The sequence below is a fragment of the Clostridium autoethanogenum DSM 10061 genome, assembly GCF_001484725.1.
Classification (GTDB): Bacteria; Bacillota; Clostridia; order Clostridiales; family Clostridiaceae; genus Clostridium_B; species Clostridium_B ljungdahlii.
This window is the reverse complement of sequence record NZ_CP012395.1, coordinates 2332894-2352507: the sequence shown is the minus strand read 5'-3', so window position 1 is coordinate 2352507 and position 19614 is coordinate 2332894. Positions and strand designations below refer to the sequence as shown.

Here is a 19614-nt window from a genome sequence, read left to right as displayed (position 1 = left end):
TTTAGTCCTCCTTATGCATTAACCAAATTTTTATCTAAACATTTTTCAACTATATCTACAATTTCCATTCCAATTCTCTTTTGAGCCTCAACTGTTGAACCACCTATATGAGGTGTTACTGATACTCTATCATTATTTAGGAGTTCTTCACATGGTTTAGGCTCATTTTCAAATACATCTAGGGCAGCTCCTGCTACCTTTCCTGTATTTAATGCCTTTGCTAGAACTTTTTCATCTATAACTCCGCCTCTTGCACAGTTTATTACAAAAACTCCATCTTTCATAATGTTGAATTCTTTTTCTCCTATTACAGCTCCCTGCTCTTTATTGAAAGGTATATGAACCGATATATAATCTGCCTTCTTTAACAAATCGTTGAGTTCACAGAATTCATAATTATTATATCCCTTTGCCATACCAAGAATGTCTGTATATATTATCCTCATTCCCATAGCAGCTGCTCTCTTTGCAACCTCTTTTGCAATTCTTCCAAATCCTATAAGCCCCAATGTTTTTCCATACAATTCTACGCCTTTATATTTCTTTTTCTCCCATTTTCCATCTCTCATAGTTACATTGGCTATATTAATATATCTTGATACTGAAAATATGTGGCCCATAGTAAGCTCTGCTACTGACACAGTACTAGCATTTGGAGTATTTCTAACTGTTATTCCGTTTTGAGTAGCATACTTTACATCTATATTATCTACTCCAACCCCACCTCTTATTATAAGTCTTAAATTACCTTTTTTAGCCTCATCTATAAGTGGTTTTCTTATTTTAGTAGCAGATCTAACTACTATTACATCAAATTCTTTTATTTTTTCCTTTAATTCATCTTCTTCAAAATGTTTGTCTACAACTTCATAGCCATCTTCTATTAATTTATTTAAAGCTTCTTTTTCCATTCCATCACTAACTAATACTTTTATCATTTCCCTAGCCCCCTTAAAACTTATAATCCTAATATTTCATTAATATTTTCCAAAAGTTCTTTTATATCATCAAGAGTACAATCAGCCATATGAGCTATTCTAAATGCTTTCCCCTTTAATTTTCCGTATCCATTTGATATCTGGAATCCTCTTTCACCCAACTTTTTATTAAGTTCTGCTACATCTATATCCCTAGTATTCTTTATATTAGTAAGAGTATTTGAAAGATATCTTTCATCTGCAAATAATTCAAAATACTTTTTAGCCCATTCTCTCACATATTTAGCCATTTCCAAATGTCTATTATATCTATTTTCAAGCCCCTCTTCTAAGATTCTATCCAATTGATAATCCATTGCAAACATATGTGAAAGGGATGGAGTAGATGGATATTGATAATCTTTCTTTTGTATATAATTATATATTGAAAGTAAATCCAAATAATATCCTCTAAATTTTACATTTTTTGCTCTTTCTACTGCTTTTTTTGAAAAAGAGCATATAGCCATTCCTGGAGGAAGTCCTAAAGCTTTCTGGCTCGATGTCAAACATATATCAATGCCAAGCTTATCCACTTCTATTTTAGTACCTCCCATGGAGCTAACTGTATCTACACACCATACTATATCTGGATATTTTTTTACTACTTCTGCTATTTCTTCTATTGGATTCATAACTCCTGTAGAAGTTTCATTATGAGTTATACAAAGTGAATCATATTTTCCTGTAGCTAAAACTTTGTCTATTTCATTAACATCTGCTGCCTTACCCCATTCTACTTCGTATAAATCTGCTGGTACGTTATTACATTCTGCAATTTGATGCCATCTTTTTCCGAAAGCTCCTATTGAAAAAACTGCTGCCCTCTTAGCTGTACTACATCTTATAGCACCTTCCAACAGTCCTGTTCCAGATGATGTTGAAAGTAAAATTTCTTCCTTTGTATGAAATACTTTTCTCATCTTGTCACTAATGTCTCTTTGAAGCTTGGAAGCTTCTTTGCTTCTATGTCCTATCATAGGTGTAGCCATCTTCTCTAATACATCTTCTCTAACTTCTACTGGTCCAGGAATAAATAATTTCTTATGCATGTTTTTACCTCCAAATAAATTTATTTAATTAATAATCTAATGTTATTTAACAGTTTAAAGTTCTACACTGATAAAGCGCGTGTTGTAAAAAATAAAAGCCAACCAGATCCCTTTAGGGACGATTGCCTCGCGTTGCCACCCTTGTTGGTTATAATAATATAACCCTCTCATTAAAATAACGGTTTTTCCGTATTATTCATCATAATAATTCTCCAAGGTGGATTCACAAAAGCATCGGTATCAGTTTACACCTTCCACTGACTCTCTACTACCTAACTTACGCTACTATTCTCTTCATAGAATAATATTAAATTTGAAATACTATTAGCAAAATATTTAGCATATGAGAATTTACTATAAATAAAAAAGAACCAATCAAATCCCACATAGGGACGATTGGTTCGCGTTGCCACCCTTATTAGTTATATATAATATAACTCTCTCATTAAAATAACGGTTTTTCCGTATTATTCATCATAATAATTCTCCAAGGTGGATTCACAAAAGCATTGGTATCAGTTTACACCTTCCACTGACTCTCTATCACCTAACTTATGTTACTATTCTCTTCATAGAATAATATCAAATTTGCTAACGTTTGTCTTTCATTGGTACTATTATATAGTTTATATTTTTATATGTCAATACATATTTTTAAAATTTAAAAAATAATTTTTAATAACTATGTTTGGTCTAAACTAGTTAAGACTTTGTCATAAAGATCTTTAATACATATGCCATTTTGCAAGTTTCTGCAATTAGTACAGCTTTTAGTGTCAGAATTTCCTATGCCGGAATTAAATGAAATATCTTTTCTTTCATATCCCGGACAAGAATTAGCAACACCTACCATTTGACCTATACTTCCCATTTTAGCTGCCCCTTTCACTGTTAAATTTAATTCATACTTATCACTTGTTCAATTTTGTAAAGCAAATCTTTACTGCATTTGTTATTTACAAAATTCACACAATTACTGCAACTTCCTGAGATATAGCTTACCTGTAATCCCAGAATACTATTTTTAGATTCATATTCTTTACAATTTTCTGCAACAATTCTTTTATCTTGGGCTGAAATCATAAAACTCACTCCTGAAAAATATTGTATTTTTATTATTCCCAAGCTAAAAAATTTAATTCTAAAATAGCCTCCAACATTAGAATTGTTAGAAGCTATTTGTGTAATTCAGGATCAAAAATTTATTTATTCAGATCTAATACCTGTATAATATTTTTTTGAGTTTGATCTATTTTCTTACCTCTGTATCTTACTGCATTTATTGGGCATATATGTATGCATCTTAAACATAAAATACATTTACTATGAAAAACTGCATGTCCATTTTCAAATGTTATATTACCTTGAGGACAATTTCTAAGGCATAACCCACATTTAATACAATCTTTAGTTGATGATATATTTCTAGATAATTTAGGAACCCTACCTTTAAACACGCTGTGCAGTACTTTACTAAATTGAAGTCTTATTAAAGAATTAGATTCTTTTACAATCCTCCCTTTTATAAAGTTTTCCACTATATTCGTAATCTTTTTATCAACAGAAATAAGCAAATTTTCTATTTCACTTTCATTATATTTTTTACCTATAAAGAAGTAAAAATTATTAGGCATTTTTATGCTAATCTGTATAGATGGTACATATCCTTTCTTTTTTAAACATCCTGCAACAAAACAAGAAGCTGAAGATGATGAAGCACCTTGTGTAGAATATACTATAACCCTTACATTCTCTTTTGTATTATTCAGTCTATTTAAAAAATTTGTTACAATTTTGGGTGGTAACTTCCAATGTACAGGAAAACCAATGATTATAAAATCATATTTTTTTGTTTTTCTTTCTTCTAGAGATTGAATATACGCTAAGTCTATATCTACGTTATAAAGCTGAAATTTTTCCTTAAATCTATCAGCCACCCACTTAGTATTTCCCGTACCACTAAAATAATATAAAATACCTTTCATACTAATTTAATCTTTTATTTTTAAATAATCAAAATAAAAGTAGTTGCTCCTCTCCCTATAATATACTGTAAATATTTATTCTGGTCTTCTATTTTTACATTTTTTCCTATGTTCAATCATAATTTGTCTTAAAATTTCAGCCGAAGTAGGAGGTGTAAAAGCTACAGCATTAGCTCCTGCACGTATAGTTTCTCTCATATTTTCCTCTGTGGGTCCTCCTGTAGCTATTATTGGGAAATTAGGATACTGACTTCTAACTTTTTTAACTATTTTAGCAGTTTCCTCAGCTCCAGACACATTTATTATAGTAGCCCCCGCTTCTATTCTCTTTTGTACATCCTCATATTCAGATACTATAGTTACTATTATTGGTATATCTATGCTATCTCTCATTTGCTTTATAACTTCATTAGACGTAGGACTATTTACAACAACTCCCATGGCACCTTTAAATTCTGCATCTAATGCTAAATTTAAAATTCTTTTGGCTGTTGAAATTCCGCTTCCAACACCACAAAAAACAGGTATATCTGCGGATAAAATAATTGCATGTGTTATAAGCGGCTGTGGTGTAAATGGATATACAGCAATAACTGCATCTGCATCAGTATTTTTTATAATAGCTACATCTGTAGTGAATAAAAAAGACTTTAGCCTTTTTCCAAATATTCTTATTCCACTTGCTTCTCTAATAACTTCAGGTACTCTAATCATATGCTTTCTTTCAATTCCATCTACTTGCGGTATATATTTAGCCATGTTTTCCCCTCCTTGTATTTAACTATCTGTTTGACAATTGTTATTATCGCATCTATAGGCTTTTTCTTCAGTATAACCTAATTCCTTTAAAACCTTCCTAACTATTCTCTTTCCAATTTCATCTTCTTTCATTTCACATAATGCATCTTCTATATATCCCCAATTTACCCATTCCACTTCTGCAGATTTTTTTATATTTCCACCATCATACTTCGCCATGAAAGTAAGCATTATTATTTCTTTACTGTTATTTTTTACATATTCGCTTCCTAAATACTTCAAATCCTTTACCTTAAGTCCCGCTTCTTCAAATACTTCTCTATGCACAGTTTCTTCTACTGTTTCTCCATTTGTAACATATCCAGACAATAAAACTTTAGAATCTTTAAATATATAACTTTGTTTTAATAACAATATTTTATTTTCCTTTATTACAGCCACTATTACACAAGGTCTTGGAGTATCAAAATACATTATATCATCTTTAGGGCAATAAGGTACTCCACCTTCATCCCAACTGTATTTTTCTTCCAATTCTTTTCCACACATAGGACAATATTTAAATTTCATATACACACTGCTTCATAAAGCAGCTACACCTCCTTAACCTGAATAAATAAAATTTTCCAAAATTTATATATTAATTATACTATAAAATTAGGGGGTACATTATAAAATATATATTAAAATAATATTTTTTTATTTATAAGCATACTTTTATTTCATCCTTTAATATTATAAAATTTTCGCCTAAAAAACAATCATAAGCAAGAATTTTTACCCCTTCTTTATCAGCATATCTAAGATACTCTCCAAACTTCTTATCAATTTCATCGTAAGGTTTGAAACACTTAATGCCTTCCATTTGAATTAAAAATAAAACTGCAGCCCCCATATTAGATTTTTTCACTTGCACTAATTCCAATAAATGTTTTCTTCCTCTTTCTGTAGGTGCGTCCGGAAACCTGGCAACTCCATTTTCTTCAAAAGTAACTCCTTTTACTTCAAGATAATATTCCTTATTATCTTTATCCAATAACTTAAAATCAAACCTGCTGTTTCCGAAAGTTTTTTCCCGCTCTACGTTTTTACAATCTCTAAAATAACTTATTTTATTCATTTTTAACGCTTCATCTACAATTCTATTTGGAATTTGAGAATCTATATTTATTAATCTTGTTCCCTTGTAGGCAGCTATTAAATCGTATTTTGTCTTTCTATTTGGGTTATTTTCCTCTCTTAAAATTACTGTAGCTCCAGGTATGAGAATTTCCCTGCACCTTCCTGTATTAGGTACATGAATCATCAATTGCACACCATCTATATTTACATAGGCTTGAAATCTATTAGGTCTGCTAATAAACCTAGCCTTTACTATTTGTTTGTTAAATATCAATACACCATCTCCAATAAAACCAAATTTAAGTTAATCAAAATAAAACCACCCTTTTAAAAAATAAAAAGTGGTTTATTAATAAGAATTTTAGAGAAATAGTTTAAATATTATAAGAAATATCACTCCTGGTATTCCAAAAAATCCTGCAATAAGTGCTGTAATTGCATTAATACCTATACTAAATGAAAAGTATTTTCCTATTAAATTCACTATAACTAGCAGTACTACACCAAGTACAGCATTTATAATAAGTTTAAATAAAATTTTTAAAGGCCACGAAAATACTTTTACTAACACATAAAGTCCTAATATGGCAATTAAAAAATATCCTATATACTGAAACATATCGCTTGTTAACATATTGCTTATTCCTCCTCATTTTTCTTATAGCAAAACATTTAAATAAAAAACTTAATATAAATACTATCTAATTTATATTCTAACAATTAAAAAATATTAATAAAAGGAATAAGCTAAAAATTTTTATTTAAGATGATTTTTTATTTTCCTTTAAATTAGGGAACATACTATTGTAATTCAAATCTATTCCATTTTTCTTTACTTCGTTTAATAAATACATGTATTTTGATTTTGCTGCCTCTTCCATATATATAGCATAATCAACCAAGTGCGGATCTTTCACGGTATCAAAGTATATAGCACATCTTTCCAACTCTTCCCTAGCTTCATTTATATCATTTAATAATCTTTTTTGATTTTTTGTGTATTTAGAATTTTTTGCCAACAAATATTTGATTATATTATACTTGTTCATAAAATCAGAATCCTCCTAAATTATATGTTATTTTAATAATTGACATAAATTAGCGTCAATATACATTATTAAAGAATCCTGATCTAAACACATTATAATTTACTTTATATCTCTACTCTACCTTCTAGTGCTTTTGACAGAGTGATTTCATCTGCATATTCTAAATTTCCACCAACAGGAATACCATGGGCTATTCTAGTTACCTTCACTCCAAGGTGTTTCAATATTTTAGATATATACATAGCTGTAGCTTCTCCTTCTACATTTGGGTTAGTTGCAACTATAACTTCTTTCACATTTCCATTAATTCTTGTTATAAGTTCCTTAAGCTTTATATCATTAGGCCCTCTTCCTGCCATAGGTGATATATTGCCGTGCAGCACATGATAAACACCATTGTACTCTTTAATTCTTTCCATAGCCATTATATCCTTAGGCTGTTCTACTACACATATTACGCTCTTATCTCTATTTGGATTTGAACATATAGCACAGGGATCTGAATCTGTAAAATTTCCACAAACAGAGCAGTATCTTATAGTACCTCTTGCATTAACTAAAGCTTTTGCAAACTCCTTTACTTCATCACCTGGTAAATTCAATATATAAAGGGTAAGTCTTTGAGCTGTTTTATAGCCTATTCCCGGTAACTTCGCAAACTCTTCTATTAATTTTTCAATAGCTGCAGGATAAAAATCCATAGTATCACCTCAATTTAAAACCCCATCAATAAGATGGGGTCCATAATCTTAAAACATTCCTGGTATATTAAGTCCACCAGTTACTTTTTGCATTTCAGAAGCAGTCTCTTTTTCTGCATTCTTAAGTGCCTCATTACATGCAGCTAAAATTAAATCCTGAAGCATTTCTACATCTTCTGGATCTACAACTTCTGGTTTAATTTTTATATCTACTATTTCTTTTTTACCATTTACTGATACAGTAACTGCTCCACCGCCAGCAGTAGCAGAAAACTCTTTATTTTGAAGTTCTGATTGCATAGTCTCCATTTGTTTTTGAAGTTTCTGGGCTTGCTTCATTAAATTATTCATATTTCCGCCGCCACCAAAATTAGGTATTCCGCCTCTTGCCATAGTATATTTCCTCCTCAATTAACTAATTTATATTTAATTATACCATATTTTTATCAAATTTTATCTAAGGTTATTTTACATTTATTCATCAAATATTTCTACTATATCCTCCCCAAAGGTATCCTTTAATAATTTCTCCTTGGATACAGATACATCCTCCACTTCGTCTTCTATAATATATCTAATTATAACTTTTTCCTTCAACACTTCTGAAAAAACCTGTTCAACTATTTTTCTATTTTCATTCTTTTCCAGCCTCTGTTTATGGAAAGCATATTCTTTACCATACTCTATAGTTATTATACCTTTTTCACATTTAACTACTCTTCCTGTAGTAAGTGCTGCAAATAAAACCATTTGATGCTTACTTTTAAGTGATTCAAGTATATCTTTCCAGCTTTTTTTAACTATATCTAATGTTATCTTTGAATATATATTTTCTTTATTTGCTGTCTGTACTTCGTCATTTGATGAATTATTTTTTGTCTTATGTTCTTCAGTGTTACTTTCTCTATAGGTATCTACTATTTTTTTAGGTACAGTCTCTTTTTCCACCTTAGCATCAATCTTTTCATTTGATACTTTAATTTTTCCTTGCCTAAAGGCTTCTTCCAATCTATTTAATCTTGCAAGTATTACTTCCTTTGACGTATCATATTCTATTTTACACATCTTTATAGCTGAAAGTTCTAAATAAATTCTGCTTTGTTTAGTCCATTTAGATTGTTCCTGAGCATCTTGAAGTATTCTTATATCTCTCATTATTTCTTCTACTCGTATTTTCTGCGCTTGATCTTTTAAAAGATTTATATTTTCTTCTGACATATCAAGTACATCTTCTGGATTGTTAGACACCTTTACCATTAAAAGATTTCTTAGATGAATTATCAAGTCCTTAATAAAATTAAATATATCTTTTCCACTTAGAACTATATCATCAATTACTCTCATCGAAGACTCTACGTTCTTTTCTATTATGCTATCTGTAAGTCTTAATAAATTCTCATTAGTAACTAGACCTAACATGTTAACTACATCGTCGTATTCAACTTTACCATTTCCCATAGATATTGCCTGATCCAATATACTAAGTGCATCCCTCATGGCTCCATCGCATATTCTGGCTATTAAATTCAGGCTTCTGTCATCTGCAAAAATTCCCTGTTCACTAACTATGCATCTTAATCTATTAAATATCTCTGAACTTTTTATCCTTCTGAAATCAAACTTTTGACATCTGGAAAGTATAGTAACAGGTAATTTCTGAGGATCAGTAGTAGCAAGAATAAATATTACGTTTAGAGGTGGTTCTTCTAAAGTCTTTAAAAATGCGTTTACTGCTTCTTGAGTAAGCATATGAACTTCGTCCATTATATAAACTTTGTATTTACCCTCCTGAGGAGGATATTTTACATTTTCTATTACATCTTTAATGTCTTCCAATCTTCTTTTAGAAGCAGCATCCATTTCAATTACATCTATTGAAATACCTGCATTTATTTTTTTGCACATTTCACATTCATTACAAGGTTCTCCATCTTGAAGGTTCAAACAATTTACCGCTTTTGCCAGTATCTTAGCCGTAGAAGTCTTTCCAGTACCCCTTGTTCCAGAAAATAAGTATGCATGGGCTATTCTATGGTTTAATATTTGATTTTTCAATGTAACCGTTATATGATCTTGACCTACCACATCTGAAAAAGTTTTAGGTCTCCATTCTCTATATAATGCAGTATAAGGCATATTATCACCTTCCTTCATATATTATAACCTATCTTTAATCGTATAACAAAAAAGATACCTTATGGTATCTTTTAATTTTCAGTCATTATTAAAGTCGTGCACCTTGCTTCGTCTAGTAAACTATAAGCGTTACCCATACAGTTAACTCAAACCAGGTTTATCCACGGCACACGAAAATATTCACTTACCGCTGCTTCCTTCCGGACCTGACGGGGTTCATGAGTTTCCGTTGCGTGGGATCCAGTTCTCAACGCCACTTTTATGGGCCAGACCTCACATTTTACAGCCTAAGCTAGGAATTCAACCCTGCTATAGCGGATTGCAGGTTACAGGGCACCGCTAACTCCCCATCTAGCACGACAAAGTTAAAATGGCGGAGAGAGGGGGATTCGAACCCCCGGTAGAGTTGCCCCTACACACGCTTTCCAGGCGTGCTCCTTCAACCACTCGGACATCTCTCCACAGGTTTACTCATGAAATAAATTTATATTAAGTTTTGTGGTTTAGAAACCACCACAACAATCAGTATTATACTATGAATATAATAATATTTCAACACTTTTTATAAAAAATTTTATATGTAAATATCTACCTATAGCTTAATTGAGGGCAAATTGAAAAAGTATGATATTATACATATCATTTAATTGACAAGAATAAATCATATTTATCCTATCTGCATATTGGTATCATTCGGCTGTCCGTATATAATATTATTATGAACCAGAAAGGACGGATGATTATGGATTATATTTCTACCCCAGAGGCGGCTAAAAAATGGGACACTTCAGAGCGGCGAGTACAAAAACTTTGTGAGGAAAACCGCATACTAGGCGTTTCAAAACTTGGCTATATGTGGCTGATACCAAAAGACGCAGAAAAGCCAATTGACGGCAGAACACAGAGGGGAAAGGAGTTCCAACATGAATAATGTTTTGATTATAGATGATGACAAAGAGCTTTGCGTTCTTATGAAAAAGTGTGTAGAACAAGAAAATTTATCTGCTATTATTGCACATGGCGGTGTAGAGGGACTACGTCTAGCTGACGAAAATAAAAATAGCTGCTCCCTTGTAATTTTGGACGTAATGATGCCGGATATAGACGGTTTTCAAGTTCTCAAAAAAATTAGGGAAACAAGTAATATGCCGGTGCTTATGCTCACTGCTAAAAGTGATGAGGATGATAAGGTTTCCGGGCTGCGGCTAGGTGCTGACGACTACCTAACAAAACCGTTCAGTATTAACGAACTAATGGCTCGTGTAAATTCCCTTATTCGCCGCTACACTACCTTAAACCCGACTTTTATAACTGACACTGATTATATAATGTTAAAGGGCATGGTAATTGATAAAGCAAATCGCATGGTTTCTGTTAATGACATTCCAGTTGAGCTTACAAGCAAAGAATTTGATTTACTTTCATTTCTGGCTTCCAATAAGGGACGGGTGTTTACCAAAAAACAGATTTATATGCAGGTATGGGAAGAAGAATATGCTTACGATGATAATAACATTATGTCTTTTATCAGTAAATTGCGAAAAAAGATTGAGCCAGACCCAGAGCATCTATTTTACATTTTGACCGTCCGGGGTGTAGGCTATCGTTTTAATAAGGAGGCTTGACATGAATATAATTGTTTATCTCCTTTTTGCGTTGGTTTTTACCCTGCTTATTATAGCATACCTTGTTTCTACCTTATGGCGAGTTCGAACACAGCTTACACTTATAAAAGACGCTTTAGAAGATATAAAAAATGGAAACCTTAATCGACGTGTTTTAGCAACGGAGAGCGATATGACAAGGCAAATTTGTTATGGTATTAACGAAATTGCACTAAGCAGCCAATCACGGCTTATTCAGCAAAAGCAATCAGAGCAGGCATACAAACGGATAATGGCAAGTCTTTCCCATGATGTGAAAACACCACTTGCTTCATTGGTTGGTTATTTGGAAGCAATCGAAAGTAAAATTGTTGTAGGAGAAGAAAAGGACGAATATATCCATGTTGCGTCTAATAAAGCCCAGCACCTAAAACATTTTGTAGAAAATCTGTTTGAATGGGTTAAATTAGATTCCGGGGAACAAATTTTTCATTTTGAGATTTGTGATTTGAATGAGTTATCCCGTAATATTATAGCTGATTGGATTCCTATTTTAGAAAACAGCCATTTTGAATATGAATTTGATATACCTGAAACAGAGTATTCCATGCGCATAGACGCAACTGCGTATACCCGTATTCTCAATAATCTATTACAAAATATTATCACCCACAGTGAGGGTGATAATATGGCGCTGCGTATTTTTGAGAATGAACAACAGGCTAAAATTGTAATAACAGACAACGGGAAAGGTATATCTTCTGATAATCTCTCTCTTATTTTTGAAAGAATGTACCAATGCGACCATTCACGGGCTGCTAAAGGAAACGGGCTTGGGCTCTCTATTGCCAAAGAGCTTGTCAGCGCTCACAAAGGGACGATTACAGCGTCCAGCATTCTCGGCTCTGGAACTACATTCACCATTTTATTGCCAAAAACCCTGTGACAGCACAGGGCTTTCTTACTTCTAAAACAAGATAAAAGCAAGGTTTTGGCAAGGTTTTGGCAAGGTTAATGTTTTATACTTTTAATTGTGATTGCTTCTGACATTATATCGGTTATCACATTGCGAAAACAAGTTATTGAAAGTGAGGAATTTTTATATGAATGATTTTGTCATTGAAACGAAACAACTGACAAAAATTTATGGAGAGCAGACAGCAGTTAGCACAGTCAATCTTCATGTAAAAAAAGGCCAGATTTACGGTCTGTTGGGGCGCAACGGAGCTGGAAAAACCACTATTATGAAAATGATTTTAGGGTTGACTCCAATCACTTCTGGTGAGGTAGATGTATTCGGACAGAATATCAAAGGCCGTGAAAAACGAATATATCCCCGTATCGGCGCTATTATCGAAACCCCAGGGTTTTATCCAAATTTGACAGGAACGGAAAACTTAGAGATTTTTGCAAAGCTGCGCGGTACAGCCGCCCCTAATGCTGTTAAAAACGCTTTGGAAGTTGTCGGTCTTCCCTATAAGGATAAAAAGCTGTTCGGCAAATATTCTCTCGGCATGAAGCAACGCCTTGGCATCGCCAATGCGATCCTGCATGACCCGGAACTGCTGATTTTAGACGAACCGACCAATGGCCTTGATCCCATCGGCATTGCAGAAGTACGAGATTTCATTAAGAATTTGAGCGTTGAGCGCGGAAAGACTGTTCTTATTTCGAGTCATATTCTTTCAGAAATCTCATTGCTGGCGGATGATATTGGTATTATCGATCACGGCGCTCTGCTTGAAGAAAGCAGCATGGAGGAGCTGAAACGGAAAAACGGCAGATATATCCTGCTGCAAGTTTCAGACATTCCGAAAGCGTCACTGATTTTAGAGCGTCAATTTCACCTGAAAGATTATTCTGTTCAAGACGACCATACTTTACGGCTTTATGCCACCGCTCTGGATATGGGTGAAATCAATAAAGCCCTTGTGATGCAGAATATAACCGTTATCAGTTCTCAACTTTGTAATGATACTTTAGAGGACTATTTCAGAAAAATTACAGGAGGAGATGGCATTGCTTAAACTTATTCAAATAGAATTTCTTAAACTACGACGTAGAAAATTTGTGTGGATTATGATGTTGTCAGCTCTCATAATGCCATTTCTAGCATTCTTATTATTTAAATATGCATGGAAAACAGGTTTTGATGAAGCAATACAGTTCTATAAATGGTCAGCATTCAGTTATACGGTTTTTATTATCTTGCCTGTTGTTTTGGGAGTGCTTTGCACCATACTTATGTACGACGAAAATCAGTATGATATGCTCAAACAACTTTGGATTGTGCCTGTCAGCAAAATGGGATACTTTTTCAGCAAATTTTTTGTGGTTTTAATTTACTCCATCTGTTTCATGCTGATTACAGCTGTTGCTTCTGTGCTGTTCAGTGTACTTCCCGGATATGTCGCATTTGAATGGGAAAGCGTTTTATATTTATTCAAAAAATGCTTGGAGATTGGTGTTCTTACTGCGTTTGTAATGCTGCCAATTTTAGCAATCGCTGCAGCACAAAAAGGATATATTCTTCCTGTTTGTATCACATTGGTGTATGCCTTTTCCAGTGTTATCTTAATGACGGTAAATATGTATTTACACCCGTTATGCAGCATGGATGTTATCATCATGCGAAATAAAGATATTCCGGGCGTTGCATTTACACAAGCAATCAACATTCCTTTAGCATTTCTTTGTATTTGCGTTTGGGATATTGTTGCAGTATTATTTGCAAATATTGCATTGGGAAGAAGAAGGTGAGGTGTGAAGCATGAAAAAATTACTTTGGGGGGAATGTCAAAAACTTCGCCGTTCAAAGATAGTTTGGATTACAGTTTTTTCAACAATTATGGTAGCGGTGATGGTCTTTTTAGGAGGTCAGGATTTGTTTAGTGCCTCTCAGCCTGATATATATAATGCAGGCTGGTATATGGATGTAGCTCAACCACTGGCAACAATTTTTGTTCTTCCAGCTGTCATTGCCCTTTTTGGCAGTTATATGATTTGTCGTGAAGAACAGGATGACACTATAAAATCTCTGCGGCTTATTCCCGTAAATGAAGCGAACTTAACCGCTGCAAAAATGATTGTTACTTTTGCGTTCAGCATATTCCTTTATTTGCTGCTCTTTGCTATAACATTTTCGGTTGAGGCCATCTTACATTTTTCTGATTTATCAATAGGAATGGTTCTAAATTTTCTGAAAGCATATTTTCTGGACGGCTTAGGTATATTCCTTGCTATCTCACCCATTATTGCTTTTGTATCGCGTATGAAAAAAGGATATTGGCTTGCACTGTTATTTGCTGAAATTTATTCTTTTGCCGGACTATTTACGAGTATGTCAAATACCCTAAAAGCTCTGTATCCTATTACGGCTGTATTTGCCATTTCTGGCTACTATGACACATCGACATGGCAAATAGTACTTAGTTGCATTAGCCTACTGCTTTGCGGAGGGCTTGCAACATTAATACTTGTTGATTTGAATAAAACAACGGCAAAAATGAAATAACTTTTGAAATTGCCGGACGAAGGTGAATACTACAAAAACACGTGCACCATAAAAAGGCATAAGGAAACCCGCATAAGTCCTTGATTTACGCGGGTTTGTTGGTGGCGGAGAGAGGGGGATTCGAACCCCCGGTGCAGTTTTACGCTGCACAATTGATTTCGAGTCAATCACCTTCGACCTCTCGGACATCTCTCCATATTACCTTCTACTTTTAAAAAATTTTTCTAACATTTCACTACACTGTTCATTATACATCCACTGAATATCTACCCAACGATTTAACCGCCTATTTTGTAATATGTTAACCACAGAACCACAAGCCCCCATAGTAGGATCGAAAGTGCCTATATACAGTTTGTTTATTCTGCACTGTAATATAGCTCCTGCACACATAGGACACGGCTCTAAAGTAACATACATACTGCATCCAGTTAATCTCCAATTACTAAGTATCTCTGATGCATTTTGAATTGCAAGCATTTCTGCATGGGCAGTAACAATTCCAACTGTCTCTTTTAAATTATGACAACTTGATATTATTTCATTATCTTTTACTATAACAGCTCCTACTGGAACTTCACCTAATTTCAACCCTTTTTTTGCCTGCCTTATGGCTTCCAACATAAAGTCTTTCATAAAATGCCCCAAAAATCTAAGTATTTATTGCATTATGACACATATAAATTGAATAAATAAAATATAAATATAAAATAAGGATATACTATAAAAAACAATGAAAATCCTCATAAAATAAACGTCCTGCAAATATAATATTTACAAGACTTATGGTGCGCCCGAGAGGAGTCGAACCTCCGGCACGCGGTTTAGGAAACCGCTGCTCTATCCTACTGAGCTACGAGCGCATATATATAATCGCTACTTAACTATTTTATTATAGTTTATAATAATTGTCAATTTTTTTTAGTTAATAATTGAAAATTTAAATATATTAGTGATTATAACCTAATTATAAGGGAGGAAAAATATGATTAATGAATTAAAGAGTTTATTCTTAGCTGGGGTAGGTTCAGCTGCATATACCTATGAAAAAGCAGTAAATCTAATTTCCGAAATGGTGGAGAAAGGGAAAATAACAGTAGATGAGGGAAAACAATTATCCGAAGAATTAAAGAAAAATGCTTTAGCAAAAAAAGATCAAATAAAGCCATTAACCAAAAATGAAGTTATATCTATATTAAGTAACATGAACTTTGCTTCCAAAGAAGATATCGCATCAATAAATGATAGGTTAACTAAACTTGAAAATAAAATAAACAATAATGACTAAAGCCATTTTAGGCTTTAGTTATTTGAGATAACTTATGAGAAAAATATATTCACAAAGATTTAAGGAAATAATGAAGGTACTAGCTAAGTATGGTTTTAAATTCTTAAGAGAAACTAAAACCTCCAATAAGAATAAATCTCCTGAAAACCTAAGAAAAGCTTTCGAGGAACTTGGACCTACCTTTATAAAAATAGGCCAAATACTTAGTTCAAGGCCAGACATATTGCCTTCATCCTACATTAAAGAACTTTCAAAGCTCCAAGATGATGTACTTCCAGAGAAGTATGAAGATATAGATATAGTATTTTTCAATGAATTTAATAAAAATATAAATGAATGCTTTTTATATTTTGAAAGAAATCCTATAGCCTCTGGATCAATTGCACAAGTACATAATGCAACTTTAAAAAATGGGAAAAAAGTCATTGTAAAAGTGCAGAGACCTGATATAAAACAAAAAATGGAAACAGATATATCCATATTGTATAAAATCATGAAACTTACTAAAAACAAATTTAAAGATGCACTAATAGATCCAGAAGAAGCTTTAAAAGAACTGCTATCTTCCACTAGAAAAGAGCTAGATTTCAACCTTGAAGTAGACAATATGATAAGATTTAAAGAACTAAACAAAAACGTAAAATTTTGTTATGTTCCCTATATAATAAAAGATTTATGTGGAAGCAAAGTACTTACCATGGAAAAAATCTATGGATTTAAAATAAATAATATAGAAAGACTAAAAAAAGAGGAGTACTCCTTACAGGACTTAGGCAAAAAATTAGCCTTATGTTTTTTTAAACAAGTTTTCACAGATGGGTTCTTTCATGCAGATCCTCATCCAGGTAATTTATTGATACAAGACAACAAAATATGTTTTATTGATTTTGGAATAATGGGTTCCATTTCTCCTAGATTAAAATTACTTTTAAACGATGCAATTATGTCCATTGCCTATAAAGACACAGATAAGCTTGTATCTGTAATTATGTCCATAGGTATAAAAAAGGAATTAACTGATAGAAATAAATTGTATGAAGATGTAGAATTGTTTCTGTCAAATTATCTGTTCACTTCTCTCAAAAACATAAAAATTTCCGTACTTATAACAGAAATCTTTAAATGTGCAAAAAACAATAATATCACTTTACCTAGGGATTTAATATTATTAGTAAAAAGCTTAATTATAGTAGAAGGCTTAGTAGCTGAAATAGCTCCTGACATAGAAATTTTAGATATAGCAATACCCTTTGTGAAAAACAATAATGAATTTTATTTTTTGAAAAATTTTGATCTAGAAAATATACTTATAGATTCTGGTAACTTCACAAAAAATTTTTTCAAACTTCCTATGAAAACTGTAGAATTAATAGACAGCATATTAAATGGAAGAGCTAAAATTCAACTAAAATTTAATAAAATAGATGATTCATTAAATCAATTAAATAAAATGGTAAATAGACTTTCTATCTCACTTATATTATGTTCTATGATTATAAGTTCTTCCTTAATTTTAAATTCAAATACAGGTCCAAAAATACATGCTGTACCTTTACTGCATGTTATAAACTTTTTATTTTTTATAGTAATCGGCATTACTCTAATAATTTCAATAATTAAATCTGGAAAACTTTAAAGAGAGATTCAACTTAGGATCTCTCCTTTTATTCCATTTAAAATTCTGTACATAAGATTATCTATCATTTCATTTAAATCTTTGTTTTTTTCATTTATCAATTCATAAATAGCAACAGAACAAATTGTCCCAAATAAATCATATGCTAAAAATAAAGAATTACATGTTTTTATATAACCCTTCTCCATAGCATCATCTAAGTAAGATTGTATATATACTATGTATTTTCTTATATATTCCCTTAATTCCAATTGTCTTACTTCTTGGCCCCAAAGTTGGCTCATAACTACCTTAAAGAAATCTCTATTTTCATAAACTAATCCCCACTGAACTTTACATACAATTTTTATTCTGTTTAAAGGGTTCGTTTCATTTTGAGATTCCTCTTCTATACTTTTTCTTATTACATTCATACCCTCTTCTATAATATATTTAAATATCTCTTCTTTACTTTTAAAATGATAGTATAATGTTCCCTTTGCTACTCCTGCATCTGCTGCTATAGCATCCATAGTAGCACCACTGTATCCATTCTTGGAAAAGACTTTTATAGCAGATTCAAAAATGGTTCTTTTAGTATTACTCATTAATACCACTCCAGATTTTTATTATATAACGGCTGACTGGTCAGTACAATTATATTCATTTACATTATACTTTTGTTGTTAAAATAACTCAATAGTTTTTAATACATTATTTTTACAAAAATTATTTCTATATTAACATTATAGTGTTAAAATAAGCTGTAAATAAAATGTTTTAAGGTAGGAAAAAATGATTAAATATTTTAATAGAAAAAGTAAAAAATATGAAATAGAAAAAGTAGCAGGAGGCACTTATTTAAATTGGACTTATTCTTCCCCTTGTGGAATGAAATTATTAGAACTCATAATTAAGAAAAAAGTTTTTTCCAAATTATATGGGAACTTTTGCAATAGTAAATACAGCAAAAAGAAAATTAGTCAATTTATAAAAGATTTTAATATAGATATAAATGAATTTAGAGAAAACTATAAGAATTTTAGATGTTTTAATGACTTTTTTTCAAGATCTCTCAAAGATACTGCAAGACCTATTGATAGCAACAAAAATATATTAATATCTCCCGGAGATGGAAGATTAATAGTATATGAAAATATAGATTTAAACAAAATCGTTCAGATTAAAGGATATACATATAGTCTTTTTGATTTAATAGATGATCCCAAAATAGCTGCAAAATTTAAAAATGGTACCTGTTTAATATTAAGACTTTGCCCTACAGATTACCATAGATTTCATTTTATAGATTCCGGTATATGTGAATCTACACATAAAATTAAAGGTAATTACTATTCTGTAAATCCAATTGCCTTAAAAAGTATTGCTAATCTTTTTTGTAAAAACAAAAGAGAATGGAGCATATTTCATTCAGATAACTTCGGTGATGTACTCTATGTAGAAGTAGGTGCTACCTGTGTAGGTTCTATAATTCAAACCTATTTGCCTAAAGAAACTATTAAAAAAGGTGATGAAAAAGGTTATTTTAAGTTCGGTGGCTCTACAGTTATATTATTTTTTGAGCAGAACAAAGTAACCATAGATAAAGATTTACTAAAACAATCAAATCTAGGGTATGAAACCAAAATACTTATGGGAGAGACTATAGGAACCAAATTTACTTACTAAGGATTATTTTATTTGTAGGCCTTTAATTTACAATACTTCCTAATTTTATAATGGACATTATAAAATTAGGAAGTATTGTATTATATTAAAATTTGAGTTACTATAGCAAATGTGAATAAAATA

24 protein-coding genes, 3 tRNA genes, 1 other RNA gene and 2 other annotated features are annotated in these 19614 nt (G+C 31.9%); of the genes, 9 read left to right on the top strand and 19 right to left on the bottom strand.

The window, feature by feature from the left end:
- Positions 1-11: 11 nt before the first annotated feature.
- From CLAU_RS10800 to CLAU_RS10735, 15 genes are all read right to left on the bottom strand, one after another.
- On the bottom strand, positions 12-938 hold the full coding sequence (locus tag CLAU_RS10800) for a D-2-hydroxyacid dehydrogenase (protein WP_023162519.1): 927 nt from the start codon (positions 936-938) through the stop codon (positions 12-14).
- Positions 939-958: 20 nt separating this feature from the next.
- Entirely contained in the window at positions 959-2029 is a 1071-nt protein-coding gene (locus tag CLAU_RS10795) for a pyridoxal-phosphate-dependent aminotransferase family protein (RefSeq protein ID WP_013236798.1), read from the bottom strand.
- Between the two features lie 111 nt (positions 2030-2140).
- Positions 2141-2336, bottom strand: a binding site (T-box leader).
- A gap of 78 nt (positions 2337-2414) precedes the next feature.
- Positions 2415-2611: a binding site (T-box leader), on the bottom strand.
- Between the two features lie 100 nt (positions 2612-2711).
- Positions 2712-2900: a hypothetical protein gene (locus CLAU_RS10790; protein ID WP_013236797.1), complete on the bottom strand. Its 189-nt coding sequence runs from the start codon at positions 2898-2900 to the stop codon at positions 2712-2714.
- A gap of 26 nt (positions 2901-2926) precedes the next feature.
- Positions 2927-3112 (bottom strand): hypothetical protein, encoded by a 186-nt coding sequence (locus tag CLAU_RS10785; RefSeq protein WP_013236796.1) that lies wholly within the window; start codon positions 3110-3112, stop codon positions 2927-2929.
- Positions 3113-3231: 119 nt separating this feature from the next.
- Positions 3232-4014: an EFR1 family ferrodoxin gene (locus tag CLAU_RS10780; protein ID WP_023162518.1), complete on the bottom strand. Its 783-nt coding sequence runs from the start codon at positions 4012-4014 to the stop codon at positions 3232-3234.
- 75 nt (positions 4015-4089) lie between these two features.
- Positions 4090-4773 carry a beta/alpha barrel domain-containing protein gene (locus CLAU_RS10775; protein WP_013236794.1) on the bottom strand — a complete coding sequence of 228 codons (684 nt, stop codon included), beginning with the start codon at positions 4771-4773 and terminating at the stop codon, positions 4090-4092.
- Positions 4774-4791: 18 nt separating this feature from the next.
- Positions 4792-5343, bottom strand: coding sequence for an NAD(+) diphosphatase (locus tag CLAU_RS10770; protein WP_013236793.1), 552 nt, complete (start codon positions 5341-5343; stop codon positions 4792-4794).
- A gap of 133 nt (positions 5344-5476) precedes the next feature.
- Positions 5477-6169, bottom strand: coding sequence for a DNA/RNA nuclease SfsA (gene sfsA, locus CLAU_RS10765; protein ID WP_023162517.1), 693 nt, complete (start codon positions 6167-6169; stop codon positions 5477-5479).
- 87 nt (positions 6170-6256) lie between these two features.
- Positions 6257-6529 carry a pro-sigmaK processing inhibitor BofA family protein gene (locus CLAU_RS10760; protein ID WP_013236791.1) on the bottom strand — a complete coding sequence of 91 codons (273 nt, stop codon included), beginning with the start codon at positions 6527-6529 and terminating at the stop codon, positions 6257-6259.
- A 127-nt stretch (positions 6530-6656) separates the two neighbouring features.
- Entirely contained in the window at positions 6657-6944 is a 288-nt protein-coding gene (locus CLAU_RS10755; protein ID WP_013236790.1) for a DUF2508 family protein, read from the bottom strand.
- Positions 6945-7048: 104 nt separating this feature from the next.
- Positions 7049-7645 carry a recombination mediator RecR gene (recR, locus tag CLAU_RS10750; protein ID WP_013236789.1) on the bottom strand — a complete coding sequence of 199 codons (597 nt, stop codon included), beginning with the start codon at positions 7643-7645 and terminating at the stop codon, positions 7049-7051.
- A 48-nt stretch (positions 7646-7693) separates the two neighbouring features.
- The gene (locus tag CLAU_RS10745) at positions 7694-8038 is read right to left on the bottom strand and encodes a YbaB/EbfC family nucleoid-associated protein (protein WP_013236788.1); all 345 of its coding nucleotides are present in this window, start codon (positions 8036-8038) and stop codon (positions 7694-7696) included.
- An 81-nt stretch (positions 8039-8119) separates the two neighbouring features.
- Positions 8120-9781: a DNA polymerase III subunit gamma/tau gene (dnaX, locus tag CLAU_RS10740; RefSeq protein WP_013236787.1), complete on the bottom strand. Its 1662-nt coding sequence runs from the start codon at positions 9779-9781 to the stop codon at positions 8120-8122.
- A gap of 94 nt (positions 9782-9875) precedes the next feature.
- Positions 9876-10141, bottom strand: an RNA gene (gene ffs / locus CLAU_RS20080) — signal recognition particle sRNA large type.
- An 11-nt stretch (positions 10142-10152) separates the two neighbouring features.
- Positions 10153-10242: transfer RNA gene (locus tag CLAU_RS10735), tRNA-Ser, on the bottom strand.
- Between the two features lie 281 nt (positions 10243-10523).
- Between CLAU_RS10735 and CLAU_RS10730 the strand changes: the two genes are divergently transcribed.
- From CLAU_RS10730 to CLAU_RS10705, 6 genes are all read left to right on the top strand, one after another.
- Positions 10524-10712 carry a helix-turn-helix domain-containing protein gene (locus CLAU_RS10730; RefSeq protein ID WP_023162515.1) on the top strand — a complete coding sequence of 63 codons (189 nt, stop codon included), beginning with the start codon at positions 10524-10526 and terminating at the stop codon, positions 10710-10712.
- Positions 10705-11406, top strand: coding sequence for a response regulator transcription factor (locus tag CLAU_RS10725; RefSeq protein WP_013236785.1), 702 nt, complete (start codon positions 10705-10707; stop codon positions 11404-11406). Before CLAU_RS10730 ends, CLAU_RS10725 begins: the two co-directional genes overlap by 8 nt.
- A gap of 1 nt (position 11407) precedes the next feature.
- Positions 11408-12331 (top strand): sensor histidine kinase, encoded by a 924-nt coding sequence (locus tag CLAU_RS10720; protein WP_013236784.1) that lies wholly within the window; start codon positions 11408-11410, stop codon positions 12329-12331.
- Positions 12332-12488: 157 nt separating this feature from the next.
- Positions 12489-13412 (top strand): ABC transporter ATP-binding protein, encoded by a 924-nt coding sequence (locus CLAU_RS10715; protein ID WP_013236783.1) that lies wholly within the window; start codon positions 12489-12491, stop codon positions 13410-13412.
- Positions 13405-14145, top strand: a complete 741-nt coding sequence (locus tag CLAU_RS10710; protein ID WP_013236782.1) for an ABC transporter permease — start codon at positions 13405-13407, stop codon at positions 14143-14145. Before CLAU_RS10715 ends, CLAU_RS10710 begins: the two co-directional genes overlap by 8 nt.
- Before the next feature lie 10 nt (positions 14146-14155).
- Positions 14156-14899 (top strand): ABC transporter permease, encoded by a 744-nt coding sequence (locus tag CLAU_RS10705; RefSeq protein ID WP_013236781.1) that lies wholly within the window; start codon positions 14156-14158, stop codon positions 14897-14899.
- 102 nt (positions 14900-15001) lie between these two features.
- On the opposite strand, the gene CLAU_RS10700 is transcribed toward CLAU_RS10705, so the two are convergent.
- The 3 genes from CLAU_RS10700 to CLAU_RS10690 all read right to left on the bottom strand — a co-directional run bounded on the left by CLAU_RS10700 (position 15002) and on the right by CLAU_RS10690 (position 15762).
- Positions 15002-15094, bottom strand: a tRNA-Ser gene (locus CLAU_RS10700).
- A 3-nt stretch (positions 15095-15097) separates the two neighbouring features.
- Positions 15098-15535: a nucleoside deaminase gene (locus CLAU_RS10695; RefSeq protein WP_013236780.1), complete on the bottom strand. Its 438-nt coding sequence runs from the start codon at positions 15533-15535 to the stop codon at positions 15098-15100.
- A gap of 150 nt (positions 15536-15685) precedes the next feature.
- Positions 15686-15762 (bottom strand) — tRNA-Arg (locus CLAU_RS10690).
- 122 nt (positions 15763-15884) lie between these two features.
- On the opposite strand from CLAU_RS10690, the gene CLAU_RS10685 reads away from it, so the two are divergent.
- Both CLAU_RS10685 and CLAU_RS10680 read left to right on the top strand, forming a co-directional pair.
- On the top strand, positions 15885-16187 hold the full coding sequence (locus CLAU_RS10685) for a phasin family protein (RefSeq protein WP_013236779.1): 303 nt from the start codon (positions 15885-15887) through the stop codon (positions 16185-16187).
- Positions 16188-16221: 34 nt separating this feature from the next.
- Positions 16222-17823: an ABC1 kinase family protein gene (locus CLAU_RS10680; RefSeq protein WP_023162513.1), complete on the top strand. Its 1602-nt coding sequence runs from the start codon at positions 16222-16224 to the stop codon at positions 17821-17823.
- Positions 17824-17831: 8 nt separating this feature from the next.
- Here the strand turns inward: CLAU_RS10680 and CLAU_RS10675 are convergent, their stop codons facing one another.
- Positions 17832-18410, bottom strand: a complete 579-nt coding sequence (locus CLAU_RS10675) for a TetR/AcrR family transcriptional regulator (RefSeq protein WP_013236777.1) — start codon at positions 18408-18410, stop codon at positions 17832-17834.
- A gap of 187 nt (positions 18411-18597) precedes the next feature.
- On the opposite strand from CLAU_RS10675, the gene CLAU_RS10670 reads away from it, so the two are divergent.
- Complete coding sequence (locus tag CLAU_RS10670; RefSeq protein ID WP_013236776.1) at positions 18598-19491, top strand: phosphatidylserine decarboxylase; 894 nt, start codon at positions 18598-18600, stop codon at positions 19489-19491.
- Positions 19492-19614 lie beyond the last annotated feature (123 nt).